Here is a 13,211-nt window from a genome sequence, read left to right as displayed (position 1 = left end):
GTCGCTCAATATACTCAGACAAATCGCAAATTATGCGCCGATAGACAAGCGGAATATCGCTCGCGGACAGATCACCGCAGCGCTGCGATCAGATCGTGCGCAATCCGGCCGATTTCTTCGACGGAGCGACCCGGACGATAGAGGCTGCCGCCTGCGGCCACGCCTGCGGCCCCGGCGGCAATCCACGCGGCGGCATTGGTTTCGTCGACGCCCCCTACCGCCCAGACCCCGACATTTTTCGGCAACACCTCGCGCATCGCCTTGAAATGGCCCATGCCAAGCGTCGCGGCTGGGAAGAGCTTGAGCCGCGACGCCCCTGCGGAGATGGCAGCGAAAGCCTCAGTCGGCGTCATACAGCCGGGCATGATCTCCAGCCCGCGCTCCACCGCATGCGCGATGACGGGGGAGGCGACATTGGGCGTGAAGACCAGGCGCGCGCCCGTATCGGCTACGGCATCGACCGCCTCGACGGTCAGCACCGTACCCGCGCCGATCAAGGCGCTCTCGCCAAAGCTTGCCTGCATGGTCGCGATGCTCTTGAGCGGCTCGGGCGAGTTCAGCGGTACCTCGATCATGCGAATGCCCGCGCCGATCAGCGCCATCGCCGCGGCAATCGCTTCGTCCGGTTGGATACCCCTCAATATCGCGATAATGGGCGGAGCGCCCGCCGCCAGCAGTTCGTCAATTGTCGGCATCGATCATCCTCAATCCGGCCAGAGTGCAGGCATCCGCGTCAGGCCGTTCGGTACGGGTTCCGAACCGGATCAGTGCCGCTGCATAACGCTCCGCCAGGCCGGGTGCGCCAATGATGCGGACCGGCGAAGAGGGAGGGGTGGTGCCGACCATTTCGACGCATTCGCTTCCGATCAGAAGGCCCGAAAGAAAGGCTGATGCCCATTGGGGCGACTGCCCCGCATCGACCTGCGCGGAACGGGTCAGAAACAGATTTCCAAGCAACCCGCCTTCGCGCGCCGTCTCTACGCCAGCAGCAAAGGCCGCATTGTCGTCGCTTTGTGCAGCCGCCGGGCCGGGCAGAAGACTGGACCCCTGGAGCCGGGCGAACAGTTCGCCGGTCAGAAAGGTGCGAAAGCCTGCGATGCGGCCATTTTCGACAACGGCCCATTTGCTGTGCGTTCCCGGCAGGATCAGCAGGTGCCTGCCCGCTGCCAGTTCGGCGTCCAGTGCCATCGCGCCGAACAGCTGCGTTTCTTCTCCGCGCATAAGGTCGCGAAAGCCGCCGCTGCGTTCATGAGCGCAACCGGCGGCGATGCGAACGACAAGGCCGTGAAGTGTGAAGGCGGCCGCCCGATCTGCCCATTGCGCGGCATCGAGAGGGCAGGGGGCGTAGCCGACCTCATAGAGGCCGCCACGCGCGCCCGCCATGCCGCACAAGGTGACGCGGCTGGCGCCCACCGCACGCCAGGGGGCGATCGCCTCCAACAACACATCGGCCGGAGCTTGTTGGAGGCCGATCACGCCAGGACCTTCCCGCCTGTCCGTGACCTTGGTTCCCTCCAGGCGCCAGAGCCGAAGGTGCGTACTGCCCCAATCCCCAACTATGCTGATTTCTGCCATGATCCGCAATCCGGCTGGTTATGCCTGCTCCGGATCACGCAGTTCTTCCGGCGGCAGGGCGTGGGTAGGCTTGCTGCCCCACAAGGCATAGAAGATGATGTAAACCTCGCACGCGACCGTGAGCCAGAAGCTGTTCTGCAAGCCGACGGTGTCGGCCAGCCAGCCCTGCACGACCACCAAAGCGCCGCCGGCAATCGCCATGATCAGGAGGCCCGATCCTTCTTCGGTCAGCGGACCCAGACCCTTGATCCCCATGGCGAAGATGGCCGGGAACATGATGGAATGGCACAATCCGACAAGGATCAGGCACCACATCGCCAGCGGCCCATGCAGCGTGGCGGCGCCGATCATGACCAGGAAAGCGGCCGAGGCATAGGTGGCGAGCACCCTGCTGGCGGGAGAGGCGCGCATGATGAAGGCACCGGCAAAGCGGCCCACCATCATTCCGCCCCACAGCAACACCAGGTAATTGGCCGCTTTCGCAGGGGTTATGCCGGCGATCTCGGGCAGGATGGCAAAGTTGATGAAGAGGTTCGCGACGCCGATTTCGGCGATCAGGTAGATGAAGATCGCCGGGATGCCGAACGCCAGATTGCGATGCTTGTAGATCGGGTGCGCCCAGACTTTCCACAGCGGGATGGTTGTGCGCTCGGAGGCGTGGGCGCGGCGGGCTGCCGCACCCAAGGCGGGTAGCTTCGCGCGCCAGAAGACCATGGCGATAATGACCAGCACCACTGCGACCATGATATAGGGCAACTGGGTTGCCTGTGCGTCGGCCAGCCGCTCGGCGGCGGAGATCTGGGTGCCTTCGAGCGAGGTGCCGCCGGTCGTCCGGCTGAGGATAAGGTAGCCGCCGAAATAGGGCGCGAAAAAGGTCCCCATCGAATTGAAGGCCTGCACCAGGGTGAGGCGCGACTCCGACGATTCCGGCGGTCCGATCACCGCCACATAGGGGTTGGCTGCCACCTGGAGCAGCGCGATGCCGCATGCGATCACGAACAGCGCGAACAAGGTGATCTCATAGGACGGGATGCGGGCGGCCGGGACCATGCCCAGCGCGCCTGTCGCCATGACCAGAAGCCCGATGATGATCGCCTTTTTGTATCCGACACGCTCGATCAGAAAGGCCGAGGGCATGGATGCGACGGCATAGGCGATGAACCAGACCGATTCGATCAACGTCGTCTGCGTATAATCGAGCTCGAACACGCTGCGCAGGTGCGGCAGCAGCGTGTTGTTGATGACGGTGATGAAGCCCCACATAAAGAAAAGGCTGGCGAGCAGTGCCAATGATTTTCCGTAGCCGCCGGATTTTTCGTGCGGCTGGACGGTGACTTGGGTTGTGCCGGGCAGTGCGGGCATATGATTCCATCCTCTCCTGAACCCTATTTGTATGAGTATATTGAACGAATGCGGCCCGTCAATGTTTGACGCACAGGCATCGGCATCGGCATCGACCGCATTAACCGTGAGCGGCTGGACGTCTTCGCCATCACCGGCCAACAGCATCCGGTCCGGCTTCAGGCGCAGCGCCACCGGAGTGCCGGTCGTTTCCACCACGGCGCGGGCAACCTCGCGTCCGCCGCGCAGGTCGACGTTGGCCCAGTCCGAATCGTCGTAGTTGGTTGCCGCCGGTCTTGCTGCTCCGGCTCTGAGCAGCCGACGCCAGCGCCGCAGCCGATCCTGCGGCCGCCATGCATTCCCTGCGCCTCATTGCCAAATTGGATTACTGGCTGCCCATTAACGCTCTTCTCAAGCCCGTTGACTGTGCAGCGGTGGATCAGTCCTGCTGTTGGGGGGAAATGCCGTGCCGCGCAGCGAAGGCTGCAAACAGCTTCGGCCAAACCGACGCGGGTTCGCTCGCCGGCAGGCGCACGCCAAAGCCGTGGCCGCCTCGCTCGAAGACATGGAGCGCGGCGGGACGCGCCTTCGCCTGCATTGCCTGAAACATGGCGATGCTGTTGGCGACAGGCACCAGCCCGTCATCGGCGGCGTGCATGAGGAAGGTCGGGGGCGTATCCTTGGTGACCCGAAGCTCGACCGAGCGAGCCTTGCGGGACGCTTCCGTCAGTTCCTGACCAAGCAGGGCGGCGCGGGATCCCGCATGAGTGAACGGCGCATCAAGGCTGATCACCGGATAAATCAGGCCGGCGATATCGGGCCGCGCCGAAAGGCGGTCAGCCTCGTCAACCGGCGTGTAAACGGACTCGGCATGGCGCGTCGCCAGTGACCCGGCCAGATGGCCACCGGCGGAGAAACCGAGCACACCCACGCGATCTGGAATCACTCCGAACTGTTCTGCCCGAAGCCGGATCAGCCGCATCGCCCGCTGCGCATCCTGCAACGGGACGTCTTCACGCTGCCGCCAGCCTTCGGCGGGCAGGCGATAGAGCAGGATGAATGCGGTGATGCCGCGTTCGTTGAGCCAGTCGGCCTGGCTCACCCCCTCATTGTCGTATGACAGGAACCAATAGCTTCCGCCCGGAATCACCAGGACCGCGGCGCCGTTGGGATGTTTAGGTCGCCGGACCACCAGCACCGGCCGGTCGATGCCCCTGATCCAGCGGTCGGGCCTGGCGGGGTCGTGCGACTGGTCGTCGATCTTGCGGACGATGCGCGCGCCGGTCGCGCCCGGCGGATCGGCGGGCCAAAGATCGATTGTTTCGTCGCTCGGCGTTGACAGCGCTACGCCGGGAACGGCGGCGAGCGCGAATCCCGCACCCAATATCGTACGGCGGCTGAAGGTCGACATACCCAGATTTCTCCCGTTTGCACCGCAGATTTCGGCCATATGAGGCGATGGCGCGGGCATTTGTATGAGTATATTCCGATACTTCAAGCATCAATATGAAGACCGGTCTTGCTTTTCAGAGTTCGAATGGTGCGAGCGTCTTGCTGCCAATCAGTTCGAGCCGTAGCGCGGTACCCTGCATTTGCAGATCGACATCGCCTTCCGGCGGCTGACTGCCGCCAATCCAAATGTCCGCCGCGCCGGACGTGACGATGCGATGACCCTTTTCATCGACGCTGCTCAATGCGCTGGCATCCAGATCAAAGGTCAGGCGCCGGGTCTCGCCCGCCTTCAGGAAAATCCTCCGGAAGCTCGCAAGTGATCGTAACGGCGCGGCGTGGCCGGGGCGCGATACATAGACCTGAACCACTTCGGCCCCGTCCCTCGATCCGGAATTGCGCACATCCACCGACACGCGGACGCCATGACCCGCCCGGACTTTGCGGCGGTCGGCCTGTGCGGTGCCATAATCGAAGCGCGTGTAGCTGAGCCCGTGTCCGAAACGATACAGGGCGTCGCCGCCGAAGAAGCGATAGGTGCGCCCGGCCATGTCGTAATTCTTGAACGGGGGAAGCTGATCCGCCGATTTGTAGAAGGTGATCGGAAGCCGCCCCGACGGACTGAAATCGCCGGCGAGAAGCTGCGCCACAGCCGTGCCGCCATCGCCACCGGGATACCAGGCCTGGACAATCGCCGGAATATGCTTGTCTGCCCAATTAACGCTGACCGCGCTACCGCTCATCAGCACGAAGACGATCGGCTTGCCTGTTTCCGAAAGCCGTTCGAGCAACCTTTGCTGTGGCGCGGGCAAATCGAGGCTTGTCCTGTCGCCGCCCGAAAACCCCGGAGCGCTGACAGACATTTCCTCGCCTTCCAGTTCAGCGGTAAGGCCCCCGGCAAAGACGACGAGATCGGCGTTGCGCGCCGCGGATAGCGCCGCATCGTCATTGCTGCTGGGCGGACTCCATTGCAGGCTCTGTTCGCCCGAATAGCCGTTCTGCCGCGCCTCGACGACGAGCCTGTAGGTCTTTCTCGCCTGAAGCGCGATCTCAGTCTTCGTGGTGGGCCAGGCAATGTCCCACATGTCCGTTACCAATCGTCCGTCGACGAAGATGCGGTAACCCGGATTGCCCTTCATCCGGAAATTGTAGATGCCGGTCTCGCTCGGACGGAGATAGCCGGTCCAGCGCGCCGAACTGCGGCGGTCGAATTCGTCCGGCCAGCCCCAGAGGAATTGGGCACGCGGAGCCTGTTCCACCTTCAAAGGATCGCCGGAAAGATCGGTGTTGCCGAACTGCTCCAGCTTCAACCCGGGCGCCTTGCACTGGGAGTCGGCGCACAGGCTGGTTTCGGGAACGTCGTGAAGCGGCGGGGCAACCCAGCCCGTGCCCTCGACAAATTCCATAGTCGCTTCGGGGAACCGCGCCCTCAACCCGTCCACAATGGTCACCGGACGGGTCGGGGTGCCATTATAGTTGCCGACCAGAGCCTCAACGCTGTTGGCGTTGGGTCCAATGACGGCGATCCGGCGCGGCGGCGCCTTCAGGGGCAGCAGCCCATCATTCTTGAGCAGGACCAGCGATTGCCGGGCCGTCTCCAATGCGACGGCGCGATGCGCAGGCGTGTCATAGTCGTTAGCCGCAATTTCGGAGAACGGGCGGTCCTGCGGGCGATTGAGCAGGCCGAGCCGGAAGCGCGCCTCCAAAATCCGCGTGAGCGCCCGGTCCACATCCTGTTCGGCCAGCAGTCCCTGCTGCACCGCACGGACGGTCGTTCCCGGATCGGCGGTGCCCTCCCTGCCGAATTCGCACAACAGGTCGGTGCCGGTCCTTACCGCTGCGGCCACCGCTTCCTCCGGGGTAGCCACATAGCCGTGCGCGCCGGCCATGTGGATGTCCGCCACCGCGCCGCAGTCCGACACGACGAATCCCTTGAAGCCCCAGTCACGGCGCAGATAATCCCGCATCAGCATCTGGCTCGCGCAGGCCGGCACGCCATCAACGGCATTATAAGCGCACATCAACGACTGAACCTGCCCTTCCGTCACGGCCGCGTGAAAGGCGGGAAGATAGGTTTCCACCAGATCGCGCGGACGGACATGCACATCCTCCCGGTGACGGTCGGCCTCGGGTCCGCTATGGACAGCAAAGTGCTTGACGGTCGCAACGACCTTCGGCTGTTTGGGGTTGGACCCCTGAAGGCCCTGTATATAGGCCACGCCCAGCCGTGACGTCAGAAACGGATCCTCGCCATATGTTTCCTGGCCGCGCCCCCATCGCGGATCGCGGAAGATGTTGACGTTCGGCGACCAGACGGTGAGCCCGCGATTGATGTCGCTGCTCCCGTCCGGGCCGACCGTCTGGCGGAACTTTGCCCTGAATTCGGTGCTCACGATATCGCCGACCGTCTTCAACAGATCGGGGTTCCAGGTAGCGGCCATACCAATTACCTGCGGGAACACCGTCGCCTCGCCAGCCCGCGCGACGCCGTGCAGTCCCTCGCTCCACCAGTGATAGGCCGGGACGCCCAGTCTTTCTATTGCTGGCGCTTTGCTCTGGAGCTGGGCCGCCTTCTCTTCGAGGGTCATCAGGGACACGAGGTCGGCGGCGCGCTGAGCGGGCGGCAAGGTTGGATCATGCCACGCGATGGCAGCAGGCTCGGCCGCCGCAGCGGGGTAGAGCGCCAAACCCGACGCAGTCGCGGCGATAGCGCGAAAGCAGCTCCACCTCACCGCAGTACTCCTGAGATGCAAACTGCGGCAAAGCCCGTTTCTGATGCTCAACGCTATCCCCCCAAACCGTTCTTTGTCTGACATTATGGTGAAATCGTCGCATGATTTGCCTGCGATGGACAACGAGGCAACCTCGCAACGTACGCTCGCCGTTACAAATGATAGCGCTACCTTCTGGTTATGCCAACCCGGAAATAACCGGTTTCTGCGCGATACTCCTCACCCAGGCCTCGGCTGCATTGCAACCGTCACTATCTGTGCCGCCGAAAATCGACTTGATAAGGCCTCCAGTTGCCCCTTATGTATCGACATAAATACTCAGACAAAATAGGCGAGAAAAATGAAACCTCTCCGCTGCATTCTGATCCTCGCGGCTGGCGTTGCGCTCCCATCTACTGCCTCGGGGCAAGCTCGCCATCTGGATACCGGTCTTTCTGCAAACGGCCAGATTGCAGACGCCGTTGTTTCTCCTTCGCCCGACTTCCGGTTCGTCAAACTGCGCAATGGCGTTCAGTTTCAATTGAACGGAACGGTCAAGACGATCGTCTTTTATGCCCCCGATGTGGTGCGCGTGAACGCCAGTCTGGGACGATCATATTGGGATCACCGCAGTCTGGTTGTGACGGGTGGACCGCAATCCGTTGGTTTCGCCATCGCCGAAACCAACGGGACGCTTGATCTGACCGGCAACAAAGTTCGCGTGACAATCGACAAGCGGGACGGAGCCATCAGCTTTTACGACGCAAAAGGACGGGTGCTGACGCGCGAAAAGGCGGGAGCGCCGCAGTCGATCAGTGGGCGCACCGTCGCCGGTGCCCCAACCTATGAAGTCGAAAACCGCTTCACGCTGAAACCGGGCGAGGGCATCTATGGCTTCGGCTTCACCGACGATGAGGAGGTGAACCGGCGCGGCAAGGACCTGCTGCTCGTCCAGACCAATATCGGCATCATCATTCCCGTCATGCTCTCGACCGAAGGCTATGGCGTCATGTGGGACACCTATTCGCAGATGCGTTTCGCCGACGACGCCGAAGGCGCGCGCCTGTGGGCCGAAGACGCGCCGGGCGGTGTCGACTATTATCTGATGGCCGGCAATACGATGGACGATGTGGTCGGCGCCTATCGCCGGCTGACGGGGCAGGCGCCCATGTATCCCAAACAGGCGTTCGGCCTGTTCATGAGCAAGGAGCGCTATCCGACGCAGGACCGGTTGGTCGAGGTCGCCCGCACCTTCCGCAAGGAACGCTTCCCGCTCGATTACATCGTACAGGATTGGCAATATTGGGGCAGCGACAAGGACGGCACCTGGTCGGGCATGGTCTGGAACCCCGAACGCTACCCGGATCCGGAGGGGATGACGCGGACCATCCACGCCCTCAACATGAAGATCATGATCTCGATCTGGCCATCAGTGGGCAACGATACTCCACTGGCCAAGGAGCTGGACCAGCATGGCCTGCGCTTCGAGCCGCTGCACTGGATTTCGAAGAAGGCACGCGTTTACGACGCGTACAGCGCAAAAGGGCGTGAAATCTACTTCAAGTATGTCAAGTCTGGCCTGCTCGACAAGGGCGTCGATGCCCTGTGGATGGACGGAACGGAGGTGGAGGCCAGCTCCGCCATGTGGGATCCGCATGCTAACGTCGTCGACACCAAGGCGCTGGGGCGTAACGCCATGGGCGATTTTTCGCGATACCTGAACCCCTACACCCTGCTGACGACGCAGGGCACCTATGACGGTCAACGCGCGACGAGCGACAAGCGCGTACTGACGCTGACGCGGTCCGCCTGGGCGGGGGCGCAGCGGACGGCGGCGGCATCCTGGTCGGGCGACACCATGGCGAGCTGGAATACGCTGAAGAAGCAGGTCGCGGGTGGCGTCAACGTCACTGTTACCGGCAATCCCTATTGGACACAGGATATCGGCGGCTTCTTCGTCGATGATTTTCCAGGCGGGGAGAGGAACCCGGCCTACCGCGAACTGTTCGCGCGCTGGTTCCAGTACGGCGCTTTCAATCCGCTGATGCGCGTGCACGGCACCAGCATCGAGCGCGAGCCTTATATCTTCAAGGATATGGACCCGGCGATGTACAAGTCGCTGCTGGACACCGTCCATTTGCGCTACCGCCTGCTGCCTTATACCTACAGCTTGAGCGCCAGGGTGACGTCGGACGGCTATACGCTGATGCGGCCGCTGCCGATGGACTTCGCGGCCGACAAGGCGACCTATGACATCAATGACAGTTTCATGTTCGGATCGTCGCTGCTGGTCCACCCCGTCACCCGGCCGATGTACCATATCCAGCCGCCGCCCCCCGCGACGATCCCCGCTACGTACCTGCGTACAGGCGATGGCAAACAGGGACTGAGTGTTCAATATTTTGAGGGTCGCAACTTCGATACGCCCAAAGGACCCCCATCGATCGACGAGCGGGTCGATCATATCTGGCCGGGGCCGCCGCTGGCGGAAATGCCCGCCGGGCTTGCGGCTCTCACAGACTTCTCGGCGCGCTGGGACGGCGAACTGGTCGCGCCGGAGGACGGCGAGTATGAGATCGGTCTGTCGGGCGATGACGGTTACCGCCTGTATCTGGACGGCGAGAAAGTCCTTGAGGATTGGAGAGACGGCGGCAATCGCTATGCCGGCGTGAAGCGCATGCTGCGCAAGGGACAGCGCGTTCCTGTCCGCATCGACTATTATCAAAGCGGCGGCGGCCGGTCACTGCGGCTGGCGTGGCGCACGCCAAGCGAGTTCCGGGCCATGGCGGCCGCCAAACCCTCGCACGATCTGTCGATGGCCACCTATCTGCCCAAGGGGGGCGACTGGTATGATTTCTGGACGAACCGCCTCCACCGGGGTGGACAAAGTGTGACCCGCGAAGCGCCGCTGGACATCATTCCGCTCTATGTCCGCGCCGGCTCGATCATCCCGATGGGGCCGGTCGTGCAATATGCGACCGAAAAACCGGACGCGCCGCTGGAGATTCGGGTCTATCCCGGCGCGGACGGACGCTTCACCCTGCATGAGGACGACAACGAGACCTATGCATATGAGCGCGGCCAATCCGCCCGTTACGAACTGCGCTGGGACGATGCGAAGCGGACGTTTTCAATCGGTGCGCGGCAGGGAAGCTTTCCCGCCATGGTCCAGCAGCGACGGCTGAATATCGTCGTCGTCAATCCGGCTAACGCCAGCGCCATAGCGCCAGCGCGCGCCGATCGCAGTGTCACCTACGACGGGCGGGCAATGACGCTGAAGTTTGGTGATTGAAGCCACCGCCGCGGGTGTCCGGTCGGCAATCGTCATCCCTGAAACTCGATCAGGGCAGGCTCTCGACCCCCTCCCGGCGCAGCAGAAGATGCAAACGGCGACAGTAGAACCGGCAGCAGGCCATTGTTTGTGCGCTCGGCGCTGTTCACGCTCCGGTCCAATGGTGTGGCACTCCTGTTTCTCAGTCTCATCGTATGTGTTGCGTAAGCGCTGACGGAAGGTGGAGTTGACCCGGCCCGTCAGGCTTTCCGGCGTGTCCGTCGCGCCCATTTTTTCGCGAGCGCTTCCAGCCTTGCTTCGATCAGGGGGATATCGGGCTTGGCATTGGGATCATGATAGTCGCCGAGGGTCTCAAGCGCTTCTTCATGATATTCATGCTGGGATCGCCGAGCGTTTCAAGCTTTTCGGCATAGCCCCATGGACCGCCACAGTCTTTCGGGCGGCCGCATGCCTAGCTCCCAGGCATCGCCAAAGTCGTAGGGATACCGGAAGGTCTTGCACCTCGTATCCGCCAGGGCCTGGGCGAGGGTGGCCTTACGGGCGTCGAGCGGCCCGTCGAAGACATATTCAGGATCAGGGATGCCGAAGCCGGTCCCCATCTATACCCCGGAAGACCTTCAGGAATGGGCCATGGCGCGCCTGTCCGTCGCTCCAAAACGGCATGACCTGAACCTTGCTCGCGAGATACCGCAGTCGGGCGGCGCGAAGCCCCGTTAGGAAAGCGCAAACTGCCAACGCTATCGCTGCATATTTCATTGAATATCCCCCGAACTGTTGGCTGAACCCTATACCCCAACCCTCCAAAGGTGACGGCATTTCGTGCGTGATTTGGATTTATCAGCGCATTTTCAATGCGATATTCGTTCGTAAATTTCATCGGTAAATTCAAGCAAGGACCGGCATAGGACCGCGAACGATTTGGCAGTGTTTCAGGCGCGTGGTTTGCCCGACCACATACGAAATTCGAACGGCTCATTTGGTCGATTGGGCTTCCGGCCAAGGTCTTCGCGAATGGCGAAGATTAGGGCGGTCAACAGTTGGTCGTGGCAATCAACGACTTTACCGCTGTTCGAATCGGACGTTTCATCAAGGTATGCACGAAGCGCGACCAACACGGCTGGCGAGCCGACAAGGAATATGTCGTTGGCAGCGTCGGCGAACGTGATCCGTTCTTCCGGCGTAGGTGTCGGCCCGACAATCGCGCTTAGCGCCGTCATGAACCGCTTATAGTGCGTCAGCTTCACAGCCCGCCATTCGGCTTCGCGGTCCTTCGCCTTGGTTAGATAGGACGTGATTGCGGCGGCAACGATGGTGCCCACAACCGTAATGATCGCGACGACTATCGTGCCGTTCATTGAAATTTCCGCCGTCTGAAAGCTGCCACGTCCGCCACTGTCAGCTTAAACCATTCCCCATTTGCACGGCGCTCGGCGAAGCGACGATGCCAATAGGCTTCAATGCCGGGCGGGTCGTCCGTCGTGATCGTATGGAACAGTTCGGCCTTGTCCGGCAAAGCGATGCTGATTTGCTTGAACCGACGTTCGGCGTCGTCGCTTCGACCCACCTTATAGAACTCGCCCGATTTGATGAGATAGACATAGCCGTCAACAGGCTTGGCCGTAGCGCGGGGCGTCATTGGCTTCGGAACGACTGCCGGTAGCAAGGGCGCAATATCGGCGTAGGCGGGATCATCTGCCGCACGCTTCGCCAATGCTGAAATCAGGTCGTCGCGGCGTCCGAAGTGTCTCTTGATCGCATTATCGGATGGAACAGCCGGATTGGTTTGGCGATACATCATCAATTCGTGGCGGCTTGGGAAACGGCCAAAGTGGCGAATACCTTCAATGATGCCATTCAACACTTCGTCGGAATCTAAGCTGCCGGAGATAGCCCGAGGGGGCACCGATCAGGCTGCAGAGCTGGCCGAACGACCAATGGGTCGGCGTGACGGGCTGATCGCGACCAGGCACGATGAGTGCGAGCCGCTCGGTGTCGTCGCGACTGGCCTCGACCCGGACCTCGCGGGTTTCGACGGTGCGCGTGGTTGCGCGCTCAGCGCGGGCCTTCACCGCAGCATGAAGCTTGGTCAGCGACAGGAAGCGTTCGTCGTCCGGCCGCGAGAACCATTCGGATGAAACACGGCCGATGCGTTGGCCGCGCGAGATATCGACTTTGTAGGCGCCGGAGGCCGGCCGGGAAGTGTCGGATTGCGTGAGGATCGTCGCCATGAGAATTCTCCGCGACGGGCGCCGAGAGCCTCTCTCTCAGCCCTTACCCGTCACGGAAATCCAGCCTTCCTCTTACTCTCTGGGGGCGTTGTGGGGGCGGAGCCGCCCGCAGTAGGGGTCCGCCGCGACTTTGGCGCGGCGGCAGGGGAAGGCATTCCCCTCCAGGGTCTGACTGCGAGAATTAGGCTCAGGACCCATTAAATTGCTTGTGTGAGGTGAGGTTGATTGATTCAATGGCGGTTCAAGGAGTGCTGCCATGAGTGATCTGATCTGGTTGTCGGAGGCGCAGATGCGCCGGATCGAGCCCTATTTTCCGCTGTCGCACGGAGTGCCGCGTGTGGATGATCGCCGGATTATCAGCGGGATCATCTTCGTCATCAGGAACGGCTTGCGGTGGCGCGATGCGCCGGCGGCATACGGTCCCCCGAAGACGATTTACAACCGCTTCATTCGCTGGAGCCGGCTGGGCGTATTCAACAGGATCTTCGCAGCCCTGGCCGCCAAGGGTGGCAAGCCGGATCAACTGATGATCGATGCGACCCATCTCAAGGCACACCGCACGGCGGCCAGCCTGCTCAAAAAGGGGCTGTTCCCCGACGTATCGGACGCACCAAG

At 62.1% G+C, this 13,211-nt stretch carries 9 protein-coding genes and 2 pseudogenes; 3 read left to right on the top strand and 8 right to left on the bottom strand.

Annotated elements, in window-relative coordinates; genetic code table 11:
* Positions 1 to 71: 71 nt before the first annotated feature.
* The 5 genes from J3E64_RS04575 to J3E64_RS04555 form a co-directional block, all read right to left on the bottom strand.
* Positions 72 to 695 carry a 2-dehydro-3-deoxy-6-phosphogalactonate aldolase gene (locus J3E64_RS04575; protein ID WP_253340317.1) on the bottom strand — a complete coding sequence of 208 codons (624 nt, stop codon included), beginning with the start codon at positions 693 to 695 and terminating at the stop codon, positions 72 to 74.
* Complete coding sequence (locus tag J3E64_RS04570) at positions 682 to 1,575, bottom strand: 2-dehydro-3-deoxygalactonokinase (RefSeq protein WP_253340315.1); 894 nt, start codon at positions 1,573 to 1,575, stop codon at positions 682 to 684. The genes J3E64_RS04575 and J3E64_RS04570 overlap by 14 nt, the downstream gene beginning before the upstream one ends.
* A gap of 18 nt (positions 1,576 to 1,593) precedes the next feature.
* The gene (locus J3E64_RS04565; RefSeq protein WP_253340313.1) at positions 1,594 to 2,937 is read right to left on the bottom strand and encodes a sugar MFS transporter; all 1,344 of its coding nucleotides are present in this window, start codon (positions 2,935 to 2,937) and stop codon (positions 1,594 to 1,596) included.
* Positions 2,938 to 3,355: 418 nt separating this feature from the next.
* Entirely contained in the window at positions 3,356 to 4,327 is a 972-nt protein-coding gene (locus tag J3E64_RS04560) for an alpha/beta hydrolase (protein ID WP_253340311.1), read from the bottom strand.
* A gap of 115 nt (positions 4,328 to 4,442) precedes the next feature.
* Positions 4,443 to 7,097: a glycoside hydrolase family 3 C-terminal domain-containing protein gene (locus J3E64_RS04555; RefSeq protein WP_253340310.1), complete on the bottom strand. Its 2,655-nt coding sequence runs from the start codon at positions 7,095 to 7,097 to the stop codon at positions 4,443 to 4,445.
* Positions 7,098 to 7,437: 340 nt separating this feature from the next.
* Between J3E64_RS04555 and J3E64_RS04550 the strand changes: the two genes are divergently transcribed.
* Positions 7,438 to 10,368: a TIM-barrel domain-containing protein gene (locus J3E64_RS04550; protein ID WP_253340308.1), complete on the top strand. Its 2,931-nt coding sequence runs from the start codon at positions 7,438 to 7,440 to the stop codon at positions 10,366 to 10,368.
* A 579-nt stretch (positions 10,369 to 10,947) separates the two neighbouring features.
* Positions 10,948 to 11,085 (top strand): hypothetical protein, encoded by a 138-nt coding sequence (locus J3E64_RS04545; RefSeq protein WP_253340306.1) that lies wholly within the window; start codon positions 10,948 to 10,950, stop codon positions 11,083 to 11,085.
* 212 nt (positions 11,086 to 11,297) lie between these two features.
* Here J3E64_RS04545 and J3E64_RS04540 read toward each other — a convergent pair whose 3' ends face one another.
* The 3 genes and pseudogenes from J3E64_RS04540 to J3E64_RS04530 all read right to left on the bottom strand — a co-directional run.
* Positions 11,298 to 11,723 (bottom strand): hypothetical protein, encoded by a 426-nt coding sequence (locus tag J3E64_RS04540; RefSeq protein ID WP_253340304.1) that lies wholly within the window; start codon positions 11,721 to 11,723, stop codon positions 11,298 to 11,300.
* A complete protein-coding gene (locus tag J3E64_RS04535; protein WP_253340302.1) occupies positions 11,720 to 12,226 on the bottom strand; it encodes a GIY-YIG nuclease family protein in 507 nt (168 codons plus the stop codon). Before J3E64_RS04535 ends, J3E64_RS04540 begins: the two co-directional genes overlap by 4 nt.
* 16 nt (positions 12,227 to 12,242) lie before the next feature.
* Positions 12,243 to 12,596 (bottom strand): annotated as a pseudogene (locus tag J3E64_RS04530) (DUF932 domain-containing protein); the annotation flags it as partial.
* A gap of 256 nt (positions 12,597 to 12,852) precedes the next feature.
* On the opposite strand from J3E64_RS04530, the pseudogene J3E64_RS04525 reads away from it, so the two are divergent.
* Positions 12,853 to 13,211, top strand: a pseudogene (locus tag J3E64_RS04525) (transposase); the annotation flags it as partial.

Origin of the sequence: Sphingobium sp. OAS761, from assembly GCF_024168485.1 — a bacterium.
Classification (GTDB): Bacteria; Pseudomonadota; Alphaproteobacteria; order Sphingomonadales; family Sphingomonadaceae; genus Sphingobium.
Note: the sequence above shows the minus strand (reverse complement) of the source record. Positions and strands in the feature narration are given on the sequence as shown.